The sequence below is a fragment of the Sorangium sp. So ce296 genome (genome assembly GCF_051529605.1).
Lineage (GTDB): Bacteria > Myxococcota_A > Polyangia > Polyangiales > Polyangiaceae > Sorangium > Sorangium cellulosum_D.
The window spans coordinates 11774720-11796878 of sequence record NZ_CP150325.1 but is presented as its reverse complement, the minus strand read 5'-3'; the positions used below and the strand labels follow the sequence as shown (position 1 = coordinate 11796878).

Annotated in this window: 16 protein-coding genes; 3 read left to right on the top strand and 13 right to left on the bottom strand. The window is 71.6% G+C overall.

The features are described from left to right. Positions 1–4: 4 nt before the first annotated feature. The 4 genes from WME98_RS43515 to WME98_RS43500 are packed head-to-tail and all read right to left on the bottom strand — an operon-like array spanning position 5 to position 5647. Positions 5–1831 (bottom strand): hypothetical protein, encoded by a 1827-nt coding sequence (locus WME98_RS43515; protein ID WP_437947521.1) that lies wholly within the window; start codon positions 1829–1831, stop codon positions 5–7. Positions 1832–1869: 38 nt separating this feature from the next. Next, positions 1870–2535 carry a COMM domain-containing protein gene (locus WME98_RS43510; RefSeq protein ID WP_437947520.1) on the bottom strand — a complete coding sequence of 222 codons (666 nt, stop codon included), beginning with the start codon at positions 2533–2535 and terminating at the stop codon, positions 1870–1872. Between the two features lie 21 nt (positions 2536–2556). After that, positions 2557–3993, bottom strand: a complete 1437-nt coding sequence (locus WME98_RS43505) for a type VI secretion system Vgr family protein (protein ID WP_437947519.1) — start codon at positions 3991–3993, stop codon at positions 2557–2559. A 37-nt stretch (positions 3994–4030) separates the two neighbouring features. Continuing rightward, positions 4031–5647, bottom strand: a complete 1617-nt coding sequence (locus tag WME98_RS43500) for a DUF2169 family type VI secretion system accessory protein (protein ID WP_437947518.1) — start codon at positions 5645–5647, stop codon at positions 4031–4033. Between the two features lie 319 nt (positions 5648–5966). Between WME98_RS43500 and WME98_RS43495 the strand changes: the two genes are divergently transcribed. Both WME98_RS43495 and WME98_RS43490 read left to right on the top strand, forming a co-directional pair. Then, positions 5967–7925 carry a molybdopterin-dependent oxidoreductase gene (locus WME98_RS43495; RefSeq protein WP_437947517.1) on the top strand — a complete coding sequence of 653 codons (1959 nt, stop codon included), beginning with the start codon at positions 5967–5969 and terminating at the stop codon, positions 7923–7925. Between the two features lie 80 nt (positions 7926–8005). After that, positions 8006–8749 carry a Uma2 family endonuclease gene (locus WME98_RS43490; RefSeq protein ID WP_437947516.1) on the top strand — a complete coding sequence of 248 codons (744 nt, stop codon included), beginning with the start codon at positions 8006–8008 and terminating at the stop codon, positions 8747–8749. Positions 8750–8768: 19 nt separating this feature from the next. Here the strand turns inward: WME98_RS43490 and WME98_RS43485 are convergent, their stop codons facing one another. Further along, positions 8769–10370, bottom strand: coding sequence for a hypothetical protein (locus tag WME98_RS43485; protein WP_437947515.1), 1602 nt, complete (start codon positions 10368–10370; stop codon positions 8769–8771). A 77-nt stretch (positions 10371–10447) separates the two neighbouring features. Further along, a complete protein-coding gene (locus WME98_RS43480; RefSeq protein ID WP_437947514.1) occupies positions 10448–10876 on the bottom strand; it encodes a DUF4126 domain-containing protein in 429 nt (142 codons plus the stop codon). Between the two features lie 194 nt (positions 10877–11070). Here WME98_RS43480 and WME98_RS43475 point away from each other — a divergent pair, with 194 nt between their 5' ends. Continuing rightward, on the top strand, positions 11071–11577 hold the full coding sequence (locus WME98_RS43475) for a DUF4112 domain-containing protein (RefSeq protein ID WP_437947513.1): 507 nt from the start codon (positions 11071–11073) through the stop codon (positions 11575–11577). 36 nt (positions 11578–11613) lie between these two features. Here the strand turns inward: WME98_RS43475 and WME98_RS43470 are convergent, their stop codons facing one another. The 7 genes from WME98_RS43470 to clpX form a co-directional block, all read right to left on the bottom strand. Beyond that, positions 11614–12708 (bottom strand): glycoside hydrolase family 5 protein, encoded by a 1095-nt coding sequence (locus WME98_RS43470; RefSeq protein ID WP_437947512.1) that lies wholly within the window; start codon positions 12706–12708, stop codon positions 11614–11616. A gap of 255 nt (positions 12709–12963) precedes the next feature. Then, on the bottom strand, positions 12964–13668 hold the full coding sequence (locus tag WME98_RS43465; protein ID WP_061624837.1) for a Bax inhibitor-1/YccA family protein: 705 nt from the start codon (positions 13666–13668) through the stop codon (positions 12964–12966). Between the two features lie 392 nt (positions 13669–14060). Next, complete coding sequence (locus WME98_RS43460; RefSeq protein WP_437338384.1) at positions 14061–14405, bottom strand: hypothetical protein; 345 nt, start codon at positions 14403–14405, stop codon at positions 14061–14063. A gap of 181 nt (positions 14406–14586) precedes the next feature. Next, positions 14587–16068, bottom strand: a complete 1482-nt coding sequence (locus WME98_RS43455) for a ParA family protein (protein ID WP_437947511.1) — start codon at positions 16066–16068, stop codon at positions 14587–14589. A 182-nt stretch (positions 16069–16250) separates the two neighbouring features. After that, a complete protein-coding gene (gene purH, locus WME98_RS43450) occupies positions 16251–17819 on the bottom strand; it encodes a bifunctional phosphoribosylaminoimidazolecarboxamide formyltransferase/IMP cyclohydrolase (RefSeq protein WP_437947510.1) in 1569 nt (522 codons plus the stop codon). A gap of 99 nt (positions 17820–17918) precedes the next feature. Then, a complete protein-coding gene (gene lon / locus WME98_RS43445; RefSeq protein WP_437338381.1) occupies positions 17919–20411 on the bottom strand; it encodes an endopeptidase La in 2493 nt (830 codons plus the stop codon). Between the two features lie 233 nt (positions 20412–20644). Continuing rightward, positions 20645–21901, bottom strand: a complete 1257-nt coding sequence (gene clpX, locus WME98_RS43440; RefSeq protein WP_020735740.1) for an ATP-dependent Clp protease ATP-binding subunit ClpX — start codon at positions 21899–21901, stop codon at positions 20645–20647. Positions 21902–22159 lie beyond the last annotated feature (258 nt).

The window sequence follows — 22159 nt, the reverse complement described above, 5'->3', positions numbered from 1 at the left end:
CGGCCTACTGGATGGTCAGCGCGTTGTTGGCGCCCAGGGTGATCTGTCCATCGAAGTTGGCGCTCGAGCTCTTGAGCCGGACGTTGCCGCCGGTCATCAGCTTCAGGATCGCGCGTCCGTCCTCGGTCTGGAGATAGATATCCTTCCCCGCGTTGACGACGATGTCCGCGTCTGGATCGAGCCCTACAAAGGAGTCCTTGGAGTTCGCGAGGAGCACCCCTCCTGGCCCACCATCGTCCTCCCCCACGTAAATCGCGCTCTGCCTCGTTCCCGCCGCGTCGTTCTGCCCGATGAGGATCCCCTTCTTGTCCATCTTGATCTCGGTCTGCGACTTCGGGTCCCCGGCCTTGTCCTTCAGCGCGACGACCACCGAGGCGACGAGGCCGACGGCGAACGCGGCCGCCGCGCCCCCGAGGCACCCGGCGGGGACGGCGGCCACGCCGCTGCTGTCGACGGTCCCCGCGGCGGTGCACCCCGAGAGGACCGCCACCGGGACGGCGGTCGCGGCCGCGATCCCGGCGAGCACCGCGTTCCGGCTCCCGCCGACACCCTCGTGATCGGCCTTGATGCGCAGGTGGATCTCGTCGCGCGCCTTGAGCTCGTGATCGCCCGCCGTGCTGATGTCCTTGCCCGCGACGTTCGAGTACTTGAGGCCCGCGCCGAACTCGACGGTCATGCCCACGCTCGCGGTCAGCGCCAGCGCCAGGCTGAGATCGATCTTGCCGCCGAGGAACACCGTGTTCGTCATGCCGAACATCGCGTCGAACTTGTAGCCGCCGTAGAAGCTCTCGGTGTCGCCGAAGGTGTAGCTGTCGCTGGAGTTGTGGCCCATCTCGCGCTTGCGCCAGGTCTTCTTCCCGGCCGCGTACACGTCCTGCTCGAAGAACTCGACCCGATAGACGGGATCGGCGTTGTACACCTCGAGCGTGCCGGCGCCGAGGTTGAGGCGGTACTTGCCGCCGACCGTGTCGGTCTTGTTCCCGCCGATGAGGACCGTCTCGTCCAGCTGGATGCTCTCCCGGTTGTTGCCGCGGACCACGAGCGTCCGGTCGCCGTCGGTGTACTCGAACCAGCCCGGGTACGTCTTGGCCGGGTCTCCGGCGCGGAGGTCGTCGGCGTTCTGCACGCCCGGCTTCGTCTTCGTGCTGTCCGCGGGGTCGGCGTGCGTGAACGAGTCGAGCAGGGCGTTCTCGGTGGTCGAGTCCGACGCGCCGATGCGGAAATAGCTCGTCTGCGTGCCCGTGGCGTCGTCGTAGTCGGGGGTCTTGAGGATGAGCCAGGTCCCGGTGACGCTGAATTTCACGTACTCGATCGACGCGCTCACCACGCTCGACTCGTTCCCTGCGCTGTCCTGGAACTGGGCGCTCACCGTCTTCTGGCCGTAGCCGTCCGAGAGCGTCCACGACACGCTGGCGGTCGCGGCTTGCCAGGCTCCCCACTCGCCACTCTCGTTCTTGAGCCGCACCTTCGCGACGGGGGAGGTCCCGTCCGTCGCGTCGAGCGTGAGGGCGACCTGCTGTGTCGCCGTGTCCGCGGCCCCGCCGTTGATCGCGATCGAGGCCGCCGTCGGGGCCGCGGTGTCCAGCGTGATCGAGGCCGACGCGGAGCCGAGCACGGCGGACCCGCCGTCGCCGAACTGCACCGAGACCGTCTTCTCGCCGTCGCCCGACGGCAGGGCGTAGCTCGTGGAGGCCGAGAACGCCGCCCACGCGCCGAAGGTCGCGCCGTCGCTGCTGAACCGCATCTGCGTCGCGCCCGCGGGCGCGGTGAGGGTGAGCGTGACCGACGTCGAGTTGGTGTAGCTGGCGCCGTCGTTGATCGAGATGCTCATGGCCTGCTCCTCGGGGGGTCCTCCGGTCCTCGCGGCGCCTATCCCTGCGCCTTCGGCGCGCCGGAGGGCGGCCGCGGCGCGCCGGCGATCATCCGCTCGATCCGGTCGCACGCCTCCTTGATCTGCCCGAGCGCCGGCGGCGCCACGTAGATCGTCGTGCGCTCGTCGCGGCCCCCGTCGCGCAGGCGCAGCGTCAGCACCGCGAGCGGCGCGTCGAGGTGCACGCCCCGGTCCGAGCCGGCGATGCGGTCGACCCGCCAGTCGAGCCCGACCAGCACCTTGCCGTGATCGAAGATCGACTCCTCGAGGATACCCCGCCGGATGACGGCCTTCGCCGCCTCGTACCACGAGAGCACGACGACGCCGCGCGCGTCGTCGCCCGAGAGCGCCGCGACGTCCTCGGCGACGTCGGTCGCGGCCAGATCGAGGCTGCTGGCGCGCGAGAGCACGAAGCGGCACACGCGCAGGCTCGCTTGCAGATCCGGCGCCGAGAGGTCGTAGAGCCGGCAGAACGCCTCCGCGCGCTTCTCCATCGCCGCGTCGACGGCGCCGGCGAGGCTCGGCGCGAGGATCTCCCAGAGGCCCTGACGGGCCTTGTCAGGCAGGTCGAGGAGCCGCCTCCAGTCGCGGACGACGTCGGCCGGCGCGGGCTGGCCGTCGAGGCAGCGGAGGCGCGCCTCGGGGGGGGCGGGGGCTCGGTTCATGCGGGGATCCTCCATCTCGTGTCAGCGTCGGTCGCGGATCTCGATCGTCGCCCCGGCGGCCGTCGTGATGCGGTGGCGATCGGCGGTCGCGGCGTTGACGGCCGACGGCGCCGCCGCGTTCGGGACCGCGCCGACGATGATCGGCCGATCCGGATCGCCGTCGGCGAAGACGAGGAGCACCTCGGCGCCGGGCCGCAGCGGGAAATGCATGTTGTGGTTCGGCCCGGCGAAGGGCTGCGCCATCCGCACCGGGTGCGAGCTCTTCTGCTCCCCCGGGAGCGCCGTGTCGAAATGGAACTGCACGGTGTAGCGGCCGTCGCCGTCGAGGCGCGCGACGCCGCCGGCCTCGCCCTCGGGGCCGGGCTGCACGACGCCGGTGACGAACCCGTGGATGCGCGGCCTCGGCGTCCGCCGCGGGGGGCGGTAGTGGATGCTCGCGGGCACCGCCGTGAAGGTGTTCGCGTACGACGCCGCCACGCCCGCCTCGTCGAAGGCGGGCAGCGTCGCGGTGTGCTCGACCCCGACGAGGAGCAGGCCCTCGGGCGCCTCGAACCGCGGGTGCTCCCGCAGGACGGTGCGGTGCCCGGCGCTGAGCTCCGGCCGCGCGCTCTTGCCCTCGTAGACGCGCTGCCCCGAGAGGCGCTCCTCGGCGCGGATCTGGGCGAGCTCCTTCGCCTCCTCGGCCGTCTTGACGTGGCTGCCGTACTCGACGATTCCCCCGCCCGACGCCCCCTCGAGCGTGTGATACGCGGCGAGATCGAGCAGCGGCTTGCGGTAGTTGTAGTCGTGCACCACGTACGCCGAGGGGACGAGCTTGCGGGTCACCTCGATGGCGAAGACGTCGGACGCCTCGCCGCGCGGCCGGAACTGCACCTCCGCGGCGCCCTCCACGGGGCGGAAGCCCCCCGGGTGGTCGGTGAAGACGAGGACGTCGCGGTCGCCCCGGTGCTCGAAGTAAAAACAGATCCCGAGGTGCTCGGCGAGGCGGCTGATGAAGGCGAGGTCGCTCTCCTTGTACTGCACGATGAGCTCGCGCAGCGGGTACGCCTTGAGGAGGCGGAGCTCGACGTCGCCCGCACCGAGGCCGTGCCGCTCGAGCTTGCGCCGGATCACGTCCGGCACGCTCGCATCCACGTAGATCTCCTGCGTCTCGACGAGCGTCAGCTTGAACGCACGCGGGACGACGCGGAGGCGGTAGGCGCGGCGCTCGGCTTCCGGGTCCAGGCGATCGAGGATCTGGCCGAGGATGCCGTGGATCCGGCGGATCTCCTCGCCCTCGATGAGGACGACGACGCTGATCGGGGCCCCGGGCACGGCGTCTTCGGGCAGGTCCCGCTGCGGATCGCACACCACGTCGAGGTCGAACGAGAAGACCCGAGAGATCTCCTCGCGCCCCGAGAGCGCGCGGACCCGCACGCCCGCCCACGGGGCGCCGGCAGTTTCGACGAGGATTTCCATGGCTCGGCTGGCTCCCTTGAGCGTGGAGAAGGACCGCCTACCGGCGCCCCTTGCTGGACCCGTAGATGACCTGCTGGATGTCGAGCTTCTGCGGCTTCGGGGCCTTGCGAGGCGGCGCGGGCTCGATCGCGCGGTCGCTCGCGGCGCCCCCCCAGGGCGATCGCGGCGCGGGAGCGGCGGCGGGCGCCGCGGGAGCCGCGGGAGCCGCGGCGGGCGGCGGCACGAGAGCGCCCGCCGCGGGCGACGGAGCCGCAGCGGCGGCAGGCGGCGCAGGAGCTGCGGCTGCGTTCGTGGGAGCTGCGGCCGGTGGCGCGGGAGAAAGCCCGGTGCGTCGAAACGGGAGGAGGCTCTCGGCGACGGCGTGCTCCTGTTCGCCGGAGGAGAGCGAATGGGTATCCGCGACGGAACGCCGCTGCGGCGGGCGAGGCGCCTGCGGGCTGGGCGCCGCCGCGAGCGACGGCGCGGCCCCCGGCCGGAACGGGAGCGGGGCCGCCGACGCGGCGGGGGCTCGGCTCTCCTGCGCGGCGGGAGCCTCGAGGCGCCGGGCGGGGCCGCGCGGTTCGCGCGCCTCGCCGTCCTCGCCGGGCAGCTCGACCGTCGCCCCGGCCTGTTCGGGCGTCGCGCCCGCGCGCGGGGCGACCATCGCCATCTCGGCGGGAGCCAGCGACGCGGGCGGGGCGCCCGGCAGCTCGACGCCGACGACGACACGCACCGCCGCGAGCGCGGCTTCGCCCGCGAGCGGGAAGCTGCGGCGCCAGAGCAGCGAGCACGCCTGCCGGTCGCCGTCGACGTGCAGCGTGTCGAGCACGAGCTCGAGCGGCTGCCCCTCCCTGACGCCGAACGCGGAGAGGCCCTGGACGCGCGCGAGGGCGCGCGCCCCGGGGAGGCGCGTCCGCAGCACCGGGAGCGTCGGGTGGAGCCCCTGGAGCGCGAGCCACTCGTCGCCGCACAGGGCTTCGACGCGCTGATCGGGGGGTGCCGCCTGGAAGTAGCTCCAGTCGAAGTCGTCGGGGATCTCGAGGATGGGCGCCTCGAGCGCCTTGCGGCTCGTGCGCCCGAGCAGCCGCGTGCGCGACGGCCACACGCTCCCGAGCGGCGCGAAGCCCGCCGGGCGGTCGCGCCGCGCGGGGTCCAGGACGGTCGGGGAACGGGTGCCGAACGGGTTGTCGGCCATGCCGATCCCCCCGAACGCGCGCTCGTAGGCGAGAGGGATCGCCCTGTCCGCGCCGCCGGGCTCGATCGAGAGCGCCTTGTCGAGGATCGGGCGCTCGCCGGCGAAGAGCGCGAGGCGCACCGAGAAGGGCCCCGCAGGCAGGCCCGGCGGCGCGTGCGCGTGGCCCGTGAAGAACACGTCGACGCGCGCGAGGTAGGGCGCGAGGTCGCTCGTCAGCCGGACGCTGCGGCCCGGGTTGTTGTGATGGTGGATATCGGCGTGGATGATCCCCTGCGGCTCGACGGGGATCATCTTTGCGCCGTCGACGAAGGCGAAGGTCGCCTTGGCGATCACCGTGAGGTTGAGCCGCCCCCGCGCGCGCCACGCGACCCCCGCCACGGCCACGCCTGGAGGCGCCGCGATCGCGCTGGGAGTGAGCGAGGCCTCCGGCTTCACCGCACCATGAAACCACCGGCGCATCGCGAGGGTCAAGCCTGCCACCGACGACGCCGACACGCCGTCGCGACGTCCGCCCGGCCGCTCGCCGACGACGTTCCTCGGCCTCGCAGCGCGGGTGACGACGGGAGGGGCCGGCGACGACGGCAGGCTCCGAATCCGGTGAGGGGTCCAATCCATCCATCGGTGTTGGACATCGCTCTCTGTCGGACATCGCTCTCGGCGAGAGAGCACCCATGTCCGACCGACACCGCTGGCGGCGCGCGATCGACGTCCGTGCCGGCGCGCAGGGCCCCCTCGCCGCGCTGGGCGACGCGGCGCCGCTCGGGTGTACGGCCGCGCGCGCCTGATCTAGACTGCCGCCGTGCAGGAGCTCCGCAAGACCGTCTGCAACCGCGACTGCCCCGACGCTTGCAGCATCGTGGCCACCGTGGAGGACGGCCGCGTCGTGCGCCTCGGCGGCGACCCGGACCACCCGATCACGCGGGGCTTTCTCTGCTACCGCACGTCGCGCTTCCTGGAGACGCAGTACTCGCCCGAGCGCTTGACCACGCCGCTGCTCCGCAAGGGCGGCGAGCTCGTGCCGGTCTCCTGGGACGAGGCGCTCGACACCGCGGCCGAGCGGCTGCTCGAGATCCGCCGCGCGTCGGGCCCGGCCGCGATCTTCCACTACCGGAGCGGCGGCTCGCTCGGGATCCTCACCGGGATCGCCGACGCCTTCTTCGCGCGCTTCGGGCCGGTCACGGTGAAGCGCGGCGACATCTGCTCCGGCGCGGGCGACGCCGCGCAGCTCGCCGATTTCGGCGAGGAGGACAGCCACGACCTCGCCGACCTGAAGAACGCCCGGCACATCCTCCTCTGGGGCAAGAACGTCTTCACGTCGAGCCCGCACACCCTGCCGGTGCTGCGCGAGGCCAAGGCGCGCGGCGCGGAGCTCGTGCTCATCGATCCGGTGCACCACAAGACCGCGTCGCTGTGCGCGGCGTTCTACCAGCCGCGCCCGGGCGGCGACTTCGCGCTCGCCATGGCCGTCGCCCGCGTGCTCTTCGACGAGGGGTGGCTCGATCCGCGCGCCGCGGAGTACTGCGATCACCTCGACGAGCTCCGCGCGCTCGCGCGGCGCCGCTCGGTCGCCGCGTGGTGCGGCGAGGCCGACGTGCCCGAGCGCGCCGCCCTGGACCTCGCGCGACGCCTCGCCGACCGGCCGACGGCGATCCTCGTGGGCTGGGGCATGGGCCGGCGCACCTCGGGCGGGGCGATCGTGCGCGCCCTCGACGCGCTCGCGGCCGTGAGCGGGAACCTCGGCGTCCCCGGCGGCGGCGTCTCGTTCTATTTCAAGCGGCGCGGCGCGTTCGATCTCTCGTCGTTCCAGGGCGACCGCCCCCCGCCCCGCACGGTCTGCGAGCCGCTGTTCGGGCAGGAGGTGCTCGGGATGAGCGACCCGCCGATCCGCGCCGTCTGGGTGACCGCCGGCAACCCGGTCGCGATGCTGCCCGACTCGCGCGCCGTCGCGGAGGCGCTCGCGACGCGCGAGCTCGTCGTGGTCGCCGACTCCTTCCTCACGGACACGGCGCGGCTCGCCCACCTCGTGCTGCCCACGCGGACGCTCCTCGAGGCCGACGACGTGCTCGGCGCCTATGGCCACCACTACCTCGGCGTCGCCACGCCCGTGGTCCCGCCCCCGGACGGGGTGAAGAGCGATCTCGAGATCATGCAGGCGCTCGCGCGGCGCGTGGGCCTCGGCGACGCGCTCGACGGCAGCGCCCGCGACTGGAAGCGGCGGGTCGCGGAGCCGAAGCTCGCGCCGCTCGGCGTCACCCTCGAGGCGCTGGAGCGCGGGCCGGTGCGCAACCCGCTGGCGCCGAAGGTGCTGTTCGAGGACCGCAAGTTCCCCACCGCGAGCGGGCGGGTCAACCTCATCACCGAGGCGCCGGAGGAGCGCGAGGATCCCGACGCGCGCGAGCTGCCGCTCTCGCTCATGGCGCTCTCCACCGACAAGTCCCAGTCGTCGCAGTGGGCGAGGCCCGCGCAGGGCCCGGCCGTCGTGACGGTCCACCCCGACGCGGCGGGCGGCGTGGCCGACGGCGCCGTCTGCCGGATCGTGTCGCGCGTCGGGGCGATGACGGTGCGGCTGCGCCACGATCCCGCGCAGCGCCGCGACGTGGCGCTCATCCCGAAGGGCGGCCACCTCCACGACGGCCGCTGCGCCAACGCGCTGATCCGCGCCCGCACCACGGACATCGGCGAGGGCGGCGCGCTCTACGAGGAGCGGGTGCGCATCGAGCCGATCGCGCCGGCGGATCGGCCCGAGCCCGTGCCGTAGGCGGCCCCGTCCGCCGTCGTCCGCGGGCGCGACGGCTCCCCGGCTTGACACCACCGCTCCGGTTCAGGAAGGTTGTTGGGATGTCCTCGATGGTGGCGATGCCCCCGATGCCGGCGAGCTCCACCGCGACCGCGGACGAGGTGGTCGGGCCGGACGTGTCGGCGCTCGTCACCGAGGACGACGCCTTGGACAACTTCCCTTCCGAGAAACAGCAGCGGCTCCTCACCGAGGCGCTCTACAGCTCGTGGTCCGGTCCGCCGCCGGCGCAGGAGGGCGAGCGGCGGAGCTTCCTCGCAGCGGCCAACGTCGGGCTCTTCGCCACGACGAAGGAGCCGCCGCTCGTGCCGGACGTGTTGCTCAGCCTGGACGTCGCGCTGCACGAGGCGTGGTGGCAGAAGGAGCACCGGTCTTATTTTCTCTGGGAGTTCGGCAAGCCGCCCGACGTGGTCATCGAGATCGTCTCGAACCGGGAGGGCGACGAGCTCGGCCTGAAGCGGCGCCGGTACGCGTGGATGCGCGTCGCTTACTACGTCGTCTGGGACCCGGCCGGCCACCTCGGGGGGCCAGCGCTGCGCGCCTTCGAGATGCGCGGGCACACGTACGCGCCGATGGAGCGGGCCTGGTTCGAGGCTGCCGGGCTGGGGCTCTGCCCGTGGGAAGGCGTCTACGAGGGCCGGCACGACCGCTGGCTGCGCTGGCACACGGCCGACGGCAGCGTGGTGCCCACGGGGGCAGAGCGCGCCGAGCGCGAGCGGGCGCGCGCCGAGCGGCTCGCGGCGCAGCTGCGGGCGCTGGGCGTCGAGCCGGACGAGAGCGGCTCCTGACCGCGCGGCGCGCCGCCGCTCAGTCCTCCTGCGCGGGCGCCCGCATCGGCTCTCGCGGCGTGGCGCGCTCGGGCGGCGGCGCGGCCGAGCCCTCCACGGCGTCCCCGATCTCGCGCGCCACGTCCTCGACCGTGCGCAGGCTGATCCGCCCGGCGAGGACCAGGGTCGCGCCGATCTCCCGGCAGTCGATCGGATCGAGCCGCACGGGCGACGCGAACGCGTTGACGGCCGCCATCTGCCCCGCCGCGTAGTCGAAGCGCGCGCCGAACACGAGATCGCCGAACCGCGTGTAAGACACCAGGCCGAGCGACGCGTGCACGCCGCTCATCCGTTCGAGGAAGAGCTTCGACTCGGCGGACATGGGGCCCCGCAGGCCCGACAGCGCGTTGAAATCGGTGACTGCGCCGCCCAGCAGGCTGAGGTCGCGCGTGAGGAACACCTCGGCGCCGAGCCCCACGTTGACGATGGGCGCCGCCCCCTCGACGATGTCGAGCCGGCTCCGCCTCCGGCTCGTCACCGCGCCCCCGTCGACCGCGATCTCCTCCCGATCGACGGAGGCCCGCACGAACTCTCGCTGGCCCAGGTAGAAGAAGCCGTCGAGCTCCAGGCGCAGCCTGCTCCACTCCGCGCTCGCGCCCACTGCCAGGCGCGCCGGCGACGGGGCCACGAACTCCCCTTCCCCGGCCCAGGTGCGGACCGCCGCCGTCCCGGTGGCGCGCGTGTCGTGATAGCTCGCGTCCAGCGCGTCGAAGAGGTGCACGCTGGGCGTCCGCACGCTGATCCCGGCGGAGAACACCGGGCTCAGCCGGTACGTCACCCCGAGGTGCGCGAGCCCGTCCCAGGAGTCGCCGGAGAGGGCGGCCTGGTACGTCACGCTGCTCGCCGAGCCCGTGCCGGTGTCCTCCACGAGGCTGGCGACGTCGAGCGCGCTCGTGTAGCGGGTGCGCACGGCCGAGAGCGAGACGCCCACGGCGAGGCGCTCGGTGGCGCGGTAGCTCCACGAAGGGCCGGCGCTGAAGCGGCCCCACGCGTAGCGGAACGTCTGCGCCTGGTTCACGCGGCGCGAGGCGGACTCCCCCGAGAACCGGAGCGCGTCGAACCCGAACTCGTTCTCCTCGGTCTTCGCGAGGCAGGCGGCGAAGGTCTGGCGGCCGACCCGCGCCCGCCGCGGCTCCGCGTCGCGCGCCCCGCGCTTCCAGTCGAAGAAGTAACACGTCGCGTCCGGGAGGGAGTCCAGGCCCTGATCGGTCACCGTCGCGCGATCGAGCCGGAGATCGCCGTACAGCGCGGCGTCGACCGGACCTGGCTGGTGCCACGCCTCCAGCGTGCGGTGCGCGTAGCGGAAGAACGCCGACGAGAACGCGATGTTGCGGTCCTCGATCCGGATGATGGTGGCCGGGTTCAGGAAGGGCGCGGCGCCGTCGACCCCCAGCACGACCCCGGTGCCCCCGAGGAGCGCCGACCGCCCGCCGAGGAGCGCGGACTCGTACCGCCCCTGCGCGTGCGCCGCGGAGGCGCCGAGCGCCCCGAGGAGCGCGCCGGCGACGCCGAGCAGCGCCCCGCGCGCTCCGGAGCGGCGGACGCGGGCGCGCGGGCTCGGCGGCATGGCGGGCGCCAGCATGGATCGCGGCGCCGCGACGGCAACGGCAGCGGCGCCCCGCTGTGGCAGGACGCGACGTGCGCGCTCCGGGATCGGCACTAGCGGCGCGCCGCCAGCGCGCCCAGGCCGAAGGCGATCGCGTCCTCGGCGACGGCGGCGAGCGGGCCGGGGATGCGCGTCCCGCGGCCGAGCCATGTGCGGGCGCGGTTCCCGACGAGCGCGCCGATCGCGGCGGCCGCCGCCCCGATCACGGCGCCGGCGACGCGCATGTTCTTCTCGGGGCTCTGCGTGCCGACGGCGGCGCCCAGGACCGCCCCGATCGCGAGGCGCGCGCCGAGCGGACCCGGGGCGAGCCGGCTCGGCGCCGAGGGCAGCTTGTCGAACAGCAGCTCGCCGCCCGCGAGGACGCTCAGCGCGCGCTGCGCCGCCGGCGAGCGGATCGCCCGCCAGAAGCTCCCGCGCTGGCCGTCGAACGCGCCGCGCCGCGCGCTGGCCGCGAGGATCCTCACGCCCAGCATGGAACGCATTCCCGTCACCAGCCCGAGCCCCGCGGCCTGCCCCAGGAGAAGAATCTCCGAGGTGCGCGACCGCCGGGCGCCTCCCACGACCGTTGTCGTCTCCATGGAGGTACCGCAGAAGCAACGCATATGCCCTGGTTGGCGTGGGGCGCTCGACGTACATTGCGAGGGAGAGCTACCCCGAGCTCGGAGACCGGTCCGCCATGCCTGTGACACCCCTCGCCACGCTGAAGACCGTCGATCTCGAGGACGAGCGGCTGAGACGCCTGAACGCGCTCAGCCACTTCCTGGACAACGCGATCCGCATCCCCGGCGTCGGCTACCGGGTCGGCTACGACGCGGTGATCGGGCTGATCCCGGGGGTCGGGGATCTCGTCGGCTTCGGCCTTTCGATCTACATCGTGCTCGCGGCGACGCGTTACCGTCTCCCCGCCTCGACGGTGCTGCGGATGATGCTCAACGTGGGCCTCGAGACGCTGATCGGCACGATTCCCGTCCTGGGTGACCTGTTCGACGCGACGTACAAGGCGAACGCGCGCAACCTCGACCTCCTGCGGTCGCACCTCGCCGCGCGCGTCCAGGGCGGCGCGCGGCCCTCGGATCTGGGCTTCTACGCGGGGCTGGCGGTCGCGGTCGGGGGCGTCCTCGCGCTGACGGGCCTGCTGCTGTTCTCGCTGGTGCGAGCTCTCCAGGGTCTCCTCGGCGCGTGAGGCGCGGGCCGCGCCCGCGGCGGCGGCGCGACCGCGCTACCGGGTCGACACCGACAGGTGGGCCTGCAGCGAGATCATCTGCGGAGTGTCCGCGCCGTCTCTCGGCTCGAGGGACGTGAAGTAGCTCTTCCAGGAGGGCCCGGCCGCCCAGTAGGTCCAGCCCACGTAGACGTCCTTGTTCTGCTCCAGGTAGATCGCGACGTTGGCGATGGCCTTCAGGCATACCGCGCTGGAGCCGCCGCTGAACTCGCCGAGGAATCCCTTCTTGCGGTGCTTCCTGAGCCATTCCGTGAACACCTGCAGGCGCTCGACCCCGACGGTCTCGCTGACGCAGGTGGGCGACTTTCCCGAGGAGTCCTCGTCGAGGTGCTGGTGGACCTCGAACGCGACGTACCCTTTCGGGTCGGCGATCTTGAGGAGCGCCTCGGCGTTCGAGGTCCCGTAGAATGTCGCGTTGAAGCTGTGCGCGCCTGACCACCCGTTGCCGGGGACGAGGATGAGGTTCGTCGCCCCGGCGGCGCGGATGGAGACGATCGCGGCGTTGGCCGCCTCGATCCACGTCTCGGTCGGCATGTCGTGCGGCTCGTTCATGAGGGCGAACACGACCTTCGCGTTGCCCTTGAACTCGACGGCCAGCCTCCCCCAGAACTCCGCGAAGTCCGCGATGGGGATCTCCGCGCCCACGACGCCCGTCCCGTAGCGAGCGTAGTTGTGCACGTCGAGCACCACGTAAGCGCCCTTGGCGGTCAGGGTGTTGACGGTGGTCGTGAGCCGGTTCAGCTCCGCCGCGTTGAGCGGCTGATTGCGCGCGGGCTGCAGGCGTTCCCAGCGGAACGGCACCCGGAAGGTGTTCATTCCCTTGGCGATGAAGTAGTCCGCGGACGTGTAGCCCTTGGAGAACGCGGGATCGGGGTAGTTGTAGTGGACCCCTGGCGTCCCTGGCAGGTTCCCCTTCCCGAAGGCGTCCACGCCGAACTCGGCGCCAGCGAGGCTGATCCCACGCAGCGAGAGCGGCCTCTCGAGGAGCTCCGCATTCCCCGCGCCTTGCTTCTTCTCAGCCCCCTCCCCCCGGCACCCTCCCAGAGCAGCCCCGATCCCTGCCACCAGCGCCCACGCGACCGCTCTCCTCACAGGCCCACCTCGGCCCCGATAAGACCCCGGCGCCCCCAGGACTGCAAGCCTTCCCACTCCGATGGATCCACCACGAGCGCGATCGCCCCGTCCCCGCGCCCCCCGTCTTCTCCGCTCGGCACGACGCTGGCCGAGCGGGGTGCACGCGCACAGGAGACGGGCCCAGATCGGCGTTTTCGGCGCGCAGGCGTACTCTGAGTACGCCGAGCACCGAAAACGCCGAGGTGGGCCCGTATCCGCAGCGCGTGCACCCGCTCAATCGCGGGAGGAGATGAAGAGGCGGAGCACGTACCAGAACAGCATGGCGACGGACGCGAAGAGCTCGAGCGCGGCGCCGACGTGCCGGTCCTCCGGGAAATGGTGCAGGACGTTCGACGTGTCGTAGAGGATGGCGGCGCCGGCGAACGCGACCATGGCGACGCTGAAGAACGTGCCGAGCTGGAAGCCGAACAGCAGCGAGGCGCCGATGAGGACGAGCGCGCAGATGCCGCCCCAGCGCAGGAGCGCCCCGAGGAACGAGAAGTCCTTGCGGGTCACGAACGCGATCGCGGTGAGCCCGGCGAAGCCGACCATCGTGACCATCGCGGCGCTCTGGATCGCGCCGGGCGCGACCATGTCCGCGATGTAGAGGAGCGGCACGAAGATGATCGCCTGGGCGACCACGTAGCCGACCAGCGCCGCGTACTGCACCGGCTTCGACATCGCGGTGTGCGCCGCGCGGCTGGCGAGCCAGCTCACGAGCATGAACGCTCCGAGCACCACCAGCCAGCTCGTGCCCATCATCGCCCTGGCGATGACCGAGGCGGCGCCGGTCTTGAACAGCGCGACCTCGATCCCGGCGAAGAGCACGATCGCCCCGAACAGGTGATTGTACGTTCGCACGAGGAAGCGCTCGCGCGAGTCCGCGCCGGCACGGATCACCGACGAACGGCTCCCGTATCCTACGTAGTTCTGGTCCATGTTCCCTCTCTGGTAAGCCTCGACGTTCGGCGCTAGGCTTTCGGCTTCGGCTTTCGAAGCTAGCACGGGGCATGCCCGGCCCGCACGCAACACGCGCGCGACACGGCGGCCCGCTGCAGACGCGCAAAGCCGCGACGCCGTGAGCAACGGCGCCAGAGCCAGCGCTCCGCCGCTCGCCCCGAGGCAGGCCGGGACCGCCCCATTTTGCCCCACCGGTACCGCAGGGCACCGGTACGGCTCATCCGGCGCCGCGGCGCGATGAGGAAAAGCCGGCCGCCCCATTTTGCCCCACCGGTGCCGCAGGACGCCGGCACGGCCGTCCGGCGCCGCGGCGCGATGAGGAAAAGCTGGCCTCGATGTCTTCGCCTCGTCGAGGTCCCCTGAAGGATCGCTTAAATCCCCTTGGGGATTTTGTCGAGGTCCACCTGGGAGAGCGCATGTCGGATCAGCGCGCTCCGGTTGGCCTTCGTCATGCCGCGCGCCTTGAGGGCGCTGACCATCTCGTCCAGCCTCTCGAGATCCTCGGTGTACATCGAGATGCAGATGACCTTGTAGTGCTGCGGTCGCTCGGGCGGCGGCGCAGCCCCCGGCTCGGCCGCAGCGCCGGTCGCCCGCCCCTTCGCGCGCGAACGCGGCGCATCCGTGGGTGTATAGAACGCCCCGGACAGAACCCCTTCCACCTCGTCGCGATCGAGCAGCGCCCGCGCGGCGCCCCCGAGATCGCCTTCGCTCTTCATTGCTTCCTCCAGCTCCCTGCCCGGTCGGGGCGCCGCGAGTGCGGGCCCTTCATCCAGCGGGACCCCGCGGTTGCGGGTCCCTCCCTTCAGCGGGACCCCGCGGTTGTGGGTCCCTCCCTTCAGCGGAACCCCGCGGTCGCGGGTCCCTCCCCTCATCGGGACCGTGCGGCCCCGGATCCCTTCATGCGCCGGCCGCCGCAGCGCCCGGCCGCTCTGCTGCCGCGTCCGCCCGATCGATGCTCCACGACCCCGCGTCGCGCGCCGCCCCTGCCTCCGAGCCCGTCACGCCGCGCTCGCGGCTCTCGATGATGCGATCGACCACCGCCAGGTAATCGTCGGCCGCCGGGGTCCCCGGCGCGTACTCGAAGATCGTCTGCCCCTGCGCGGGCGCCTCCTTGACCTTGATCGCCTGCCGGATCGGCGCGAGGCAGCGCTCCCCGAAGTGCTGCTTCATCGTGCCGACCGCCTCGCGCGCGATCTTCGCGCGGCCATCGAAGAAGGTCGGCAGAACGCCCCAGATCTGCACCGGGTGGTGCAGCAGGGCGTTCACGTTCTTCACCGTCTTGATCACCTGCCGGACGCCGACGAGCGACAGGTAATCGCACGCGACCGGGACGAGCACGCTGTCGGCGAACACCAGCGCGTTCTGGTTCATCAGCGACAGGCTCGGCGAGCAGTCGAGCACCACGTAGTCGTACTCGGCCGCCGCTGCGGACAGGCGATCCGAGAGCACGCGATCCCGGTTCTGGCGGCCCGCCAGGTAGAGCTCCGCCGCGGCCAGCGTCTCGTTGGAGGGCAAGAGATCCAGGTTCGGCCGCACCGTCCTCGTCGCGTCCGCGATCCGGAGCCCCATCACGAGCACGTGATAGAGCGAGCGCTCGGCGCTCGCGCCGAGCGAGACCGAGACGTTCCCCTGCGCGTCGGTGTCGACGAGGAGCACCCGCTTGTCGCGCGCCGCGAGCCCGGCCGCGACGCTCACGGCCGTCGTCGTCTTGCCCGTGCCGCCCTTGTGGTTGAACACGGCCAGATACCGCGGCACCCCGGCCGGCCGCTGCGGCGGCCGCTTCGCGCCCATCGCGGGCGACAGCGAGACCGCGACGGCCCCTTGCCCCCTGGGCTCCCCGACCGACGCCGTCGGCGGAGCGGCCGACACGGCCGGCGGCGCGGCCGGCACCACCGCCCCGCCCAGCGCGCGCGGCGCCGGCTCGGGCAACGCCGGCTCGGGCAACGCCGGCTCAGGCAACGCCGGCTCGCCCGTCTCCCCGGCAGCGCCGGCCGCGCCCCCGGCGAGCGGCGCATCGCGACCGGTCGCCGGCAGCCCCTCGGCCGGCGGCGCGGCGGCCGCCGAGGCCGCCGCCGCGATGTCGCCGAGCCGCACCCCCTTGGCCTCGCGGACCAGCTGCGCCCGGCACTCCAGCGAGCACGCGTAGTTCCGGCGCCCGGCGACATAGAGCACCTGAGACACGAGCTGCGGGGAAAAGCGCTTGGCGCACGCGTCGCACGTGGCGAGCGAGGCGCCGCCGTCCCCGCCGAGCTGGCTCTTCTCCAGGCACTTTTGCGAGCAGAAGAAGGAGAAGCCGCCGTCCTTCTCCTCCATCTGGTACCGGAACTGGACCTCGAATCCGGTCCCGCACACGCTGCACGTCTCGCTGATTCCGCCCACAGCTCGCTCCTTCGCGCCGCGCACAGCGCTTTGCCCAGGCGCAGCCTTGACCATCATCACAGTCAAGGCACAAAGGTCAACTTTTCTGCGAGCACGGCTCCCCCTTCCAGCACAAGGGTGGGAGCGCATCCCGGGAGGGGCCCGGGACGAGGGCCAGTCGGGGCGGGACCGGGGCGGCAGGCTCAGTGACGGAAGTGCCGGACCCCGGTGAACACCATCGCGACCCCCGCCGCGTCCGCCGCGGCGATGACCTCCGGGTCCCTCACGCTGCCTCCAGGCTGCGCGACCGCCGTGATCCCGTGCTCGGCGGCGAGCGCCAGGCCGTCCGGGAACGGGAAGTAGGCGTCGGACGCGAGGACGCTCCCGCGGGCCCGCTCTCCCGCCTTGCTGCAGGCGATGCGCACGCTCTCGACCCGCGACATCTGCCCGGCCCCGACCCCGACCGTGCTGCCGGGCACCGTGAGCACAATCGCGTTCGATTTCACGTGCTTGCAGACGCGCCAGCCGAGGTCGAGCGCCTCGATCTCCTGCGCCGTGGGCGCCCGCTTCGTCACGACCTTGCCGCCGCGCACCTCGCCGCCCGCGGTCGCGTCCCGCTCCTGGACCACGAGGCCCCCGCCGACGCGCTTGAACGTGAGCTCCCGGTGATCCGCGGGCAGGAGCGCGCCGGTCGCGAGCACCCGGAGGTTCTTCTTGGTCCGGAGCACCTCCAGCGCCTCGGGGGCGTAGGCGGGCGCGATCACGCACTCCAGGAACGTCTCGACGAGCACCTCCGCGGCCGCGCGGTCGACCTCGCGGTTCAGCGCGACGATCCCGCCGAAGGCGCTCACCGAGTCGGCCTCGCGCGCCGTCCGGTAGGCGGTCGCGAGGTCGCCCGCGACGGCGACGCCGCACGGGTTCGTGTGCTTCACGACGACCGCCGCGGGCTGGGTGAACTCGCGCACCGCCTCGAATGCCGCGTCCACGTCGACGAGGTTGTTGAACGAGAGCTCCTTGCCGCCCGCGCCCAGCGACTCCGCGAGGGCGAGCGACCCCGCGGCCGCCCCGCGCTCGCGGTAGAAGGCGCCCGACTGGTGCGGGTTCTCGCCGTACCGGAGCGGATAGGCCCGCTCGAGGGCGAGCGTCAGGAAGCGCGGGTACGGCTCGCGCTCGGCGGCGTTCGGCTCGCCCTCCTCCGGCAGCGACGAGAGGTAGCCGGCCACCATCCCGTCGTAGGCCGCCGTGTGGGCGAACGCCTTCGTGGCCAGCCGGCGGCGCGTCGCGCTCGACACCTCACCCGCGCCGTCGATCTCGGCGAGCACGGCGTCGTAGTCGGCCGGATCGACCACCACCGCCACGCGCGCGTGGTTCTTGGCCGCGCTGCGCACCATCGACGGCCCGCCGATGTCGATGTTCTCGATGATCTCGGGGTGCGTGACCCCCGGCCGCCGGACCGTCGCCTCGAACGGGTAGAGGTTGCACACCACGAGATCGATCGGCTGGCCCCCGAGCCGCGCGAGGTCGTCCTCGTCGATCGCGCCGCGCATCAGGATGCCGCCGTGCACCCGGGGATGCAGCGTCTTCACCCGGCCATCCATCACCTCGGGCGAGCCGGTATAGGCCTCCACGCCGACGACCGGCACGTTGGCGTCCTGGAGCGCCCGCTGCGTCCCCCCGGTCGAGAGGATCTCCACGCCCTTTTCCGCGAGCCGCCGGGCCAGCGGGAGCAGCCCCGTCTTGTCCGAAACCGAGATCAATGCGCGTCGAATCATCGCGACGCCAGCTAGTGCGTCTCGGCCCCCGCCGCCAGCCGATCCGTCACCGCTGTGCGCGGCGCGCCGCGCTCACGCGTCGCGCTCGCGCGGTCCCGCTCAGGCGCCCGGCGGGGCGGCCGGCGTCGGCTCGCCGGCCGCGGCCGGCGGCGCCTTGACCGGCGCCTCCTCGGTCACGAGCTCGCCGTCCCGGTACTCCAGGACGCCCTTGGGCGGCCCGAAGACCGCGTAGGCGTCGGGCAGGATCAGCGCCTCGCGGAGCACGTCGTCCACGTGCTCCACGAGCACGAGCCGCAGCGCCTTCAGCACGCGCCGGGGCACGTCCCGGAGATCCTTCCGGTTCTCCTTCGGCAGAATCACGGTCGAGATGCCGCCGCGGTGGGCCGCGAGCAGCTTCTCCTTGAGCCCGCCGATCGGCATCACCCGGCCGCGCAGGGTGATCTCGCCCGTCATCGCGAGATCCCGCCGGACCGGCACCTTCATCAGCGCGCTCACGAGCGCGGTCACCATGGTCACGCCCGCGCTGGGCCCGTCCTTCCGGACGAAATCGGGGAAGTGAATGTGAACGTCGACCTTCTGATAGACGTCCGCCTCGAGCCCGAGGCGGTCGAGGCGCGAGCGCACGTAGCTCATCGCCGCGTGCCCGCTCTCCTCCATCCCCTTCTCGAGCAGCCCGGTGATGACGAGCTTGCCCTTGCCCGGCACCACGGTCGCCTCGGCCGGGAGCAGGTCGCCGCCGACGTTGGTCACCGCCAGGCCGTTCACGAGGCCGACCTCGTCCCGCTCCTCGCGCCGGCCGAGCCGGTACTTGGGGACGCCGAGGTACTTCGGGATGCTCTTCGCGACGACCTCGATCGGCTTGTCCTTGCCGTCGGACACGACCTTCCGGGCCACCTTGCGGCACACGCTCGCGATCTCGCGCTCCAGCGAGCGCACGCCGCTCTCCTTCGTGTAGTGGTGGATGATCGTCCGGAGCGCCCCCTCCGTGAAGTCGAGCGACACGTCCTCGAGGCCGCACTCCTTCCGCTGCCGGGGCACGAGGTACTTCACCGCGATGTTCAGCTTCTCGAACTCCGTGTAGCCCGAGAGCTGGATGACCTCCATGCGGTCCTGGAGCGGCACCGGGATGCCCGACAGCGTGTTCGCCGTCGTGATGAACATCACGTCGGAGAGGTCGTAATCGAGATCCAGGTAATGGTCGTTGAAGGTGTGGTTCTGCTCCGGATCGAGCACCTCGAGCAGCGCCGCCGCCGGATCCCCGCGGAAGTCGGTCGACATCTTGTCGACCTCGTCGAGCAGGAACACGGGGTTGTTCGTCCCGACCTTCTTGAGCGACTGGATCAGCTTGCCGGGCAGCGCGCCGATGTACGTCCGCCGGTGGCCGCGGATCTCCGCCTCGTCGCGGACGCCGCCGAGCGACAGCCGCACGAACTTGCGCCCGGTCGCGCGCGCGATCGACTTCGCCAGGCTCGTCTTGCCGACGCCGGGCGGACCGACGAAGCAGAGCACCGGGCCCTTCAGCTTCTTCGTCAGCGCCTGGACCGCGAGGTACTCGAGGATCCGCTCCTTGATCTTCTTCAGGCCGTAATGATCCTCGTCGAGGATCTTCTCGGCCTCGACGAGGTCATACCGCTCCTCGCTCTTGTCGTACCAGGGGAGCTCCAGGATCCAATCGATGTAGTTGCGCACCACGGTCGCCTCGGCGCTCGTGGGGTGCATCATCTTCAGCTTCTTGAGCTCCTTCTTGACCTTGGCGGCGGCCTCCTTGCTCATCCGCTTGGTCTTGAGGGCCTCCTCGATCTCCTGGATCTCGTTCTTGAACTCGTCGCGCTCGCCGCCGCCCAGCTCCTTCTGGATGGCCTGCATCTGCTCGTTGAGGTAGTACTCCTTCTGCGTCTTCTCCATCTGCTTCTTGACGCGACTCCGGATCTTCTTCTCCACCTGGAGAATCTCGATCTCGGCCTGCATCAGCTCGATGAGACGCTCGAGCCGCTTCTGCGGCTCCTCCATCTCGAGCAGCGCCTGACGGTCCGTCAGCTTGATGGTCGGCAGGTTGGCGATGATGGTGTCGGCGAGCCGCGAGGCCTCGTCGATGGCCTGCACCGCCATCAGGACCTCGGGCTGGATCTTCTTGTTGAGCTTGACGTACATCTCGAACGTCGACTGGACCGAGCGCATCAGCGCCTCGACCTCGACGCTCGCGACGGAGCTCTCGACGATCTCGTCGTACTCGATCAGGAAGTACGCATCGCTCTGGACGTAACGGCGGATGCGCGCTCGGCGCTTGCCCTCGATGAGGACCTTGACCGTCCCGTCGGGCAGCCGGAGCAGCTGCATGATGGCGCCGACCGAGCCGACGCCGAAGATGTCGTCCGGCGTCGGGTCGTTCGTCTTCGCGTTCCGCTGCGCGGCGAGGAAGATCTCCTTACCGCGGTTCATCGCCTCGTCGAGGGCGGCGATGCTGCGCTCGCGCCCGACGAACAGCTGCGAGACCATGTGTGGAAAGACGATGATGTCGCGCAGAGGGAGCAACGGGACGATGCCCCGCTCGGGTGCGTTCTTGCCGCGATCACTGTCGTTCTTGAAGAACATCCGCCGTCTTTCCGGGAGTATCGGGAGGCCGGGGCAGCCCCGCCTCGGTTGTCACACGTGGCTTGCTTGACTGCTGTACTTGCGCCGGAGCGGCGCGCGCCCCACGGGGGACGCGCGCGGCGCCGGCATCCTCGGAGGAGGCGCGCCCGACAAGGGCGCGCCGGACGCGCGCCGTCCAGCGCCGCGCGGGCCTGCGCCGCGCGCCCTGGACGGCGGCCCCCCTGGGGCGAGCGCTACGCGAGCTCCGCCTCCTTCGTGTACACGATGAGCGGCGGCTCGTGCTTGACGATCACGTCCTCGCTGACGACGACCTCCTTGATCCCCGTTCGGGACGGGACGTCGTACATGATGTCGAGCATCGCCGACTCGAGGATCGCGCGCAGGCCGCGGGCGCCGCTGTTCCTCTCCAGGGCCTGACGGGCCACCGCCACGAGCGCGCCCCGGGTGAACTTGAGCTTCACCCCGTCCATCTCGAAGAGCTTCTGGTACTGCTTGACCAGGCTGTTCTTCGGCTTCGTGAGGATGTCGATGAGCGCCTCCTCGTTGAGTTCGTGCAGGGTCGCGAGGATCGGCAGGCGGCCGATGAACTCGGGGATGAGCCCGAACTTGAGGAGGTCCTCCGGCTGGACGACGCTGAGCAGATCGCCCAGCTTGAAGTCCTTCTTCGCCTTGATGTCGGCGCCGAAGCCGAGCGTGTTCTGGCCGATGCGCCGCTGGATGATCTGATCCAGGCCGACGAACGCGCCGCCGCAGATGAACAGGATGTTGGTCGTGTCGACCTGCAGGAAATCCTGCTGCGGGTGCTTGCGGCCGCCCTTCGGGGGGACGTTGGCGATCGTCCCCTCGATGATCTTGAGCAGCGCCTGCTGCACGCCCTCGCCGGAGACGTCGCGCGTGATGCTCGGGTTGTCGCTCTTCCGGCTGATCTTGTCGATCTCGTCGATGTAGACGATGCCGCGCTGCGCGCGCTCGACGTCGTGATCCGCGTTCTGGAGGAGCTGGACGATGATGTTCTCGACGTCCTCGCCGACGTAGCCGGCCTCGGTCAGCGTCGTCGCGTCCGCGATCGCGAAGGGGACGTTGATGATCTTGGCGAGCGTCTGCGCGAGGAGCGTCTTGCCGGAGCCCGTCGGGCCGAGCAGGAGGATGTTCGACTTGGACAGCTCCACGTCGTCCGAGGAGACCCGGCTGTCGATGCGCTTGTAGTGGTTGTGCACCGCTACGGCGAGGATCTTCTTGGCGCGGTTCTGGCCGACGACGTACTCATCCAACGTCGCCTTGATGTCGGCGGGCTTGGGGACCGGGGTCGACCCGGCGTACGGCTCGTCCTTCTCGACCTCCTCCGCGATGATGTCATTGCAGAGCCCGATGCACTCATCACAGATGTACACCGTGGGGCCCGCGATGAGCTTCTTCACCTCTTTCTGCGACTTGCCGCAGAAAGAGCAGCTTAAATTGCCATTCGAGTGATCGTCCCGCCTTCGCTCCACTTCGACCCTCAGTGCGGTCTGCCAACGCTTCCGCTTCGATGAGCGGTGGGGTCACGCCGCGGCGGCCCCTTCCGCTCGGGATGGGGACGGCTTCCACCGTCCCCTGGATTTTCAGCGATGCGCAGCCAAACGCCGCGCTCGGATTCTAGTCCGGTGCCCGTACCGTCGCAAGCTAACGGGGGTGGTCTCCAGCCTGTGGCCGAAGTCAGGGAATCGCCCGATGGCGCCGCGACGCGCGCCGCCGATGAGGCTGCGCGC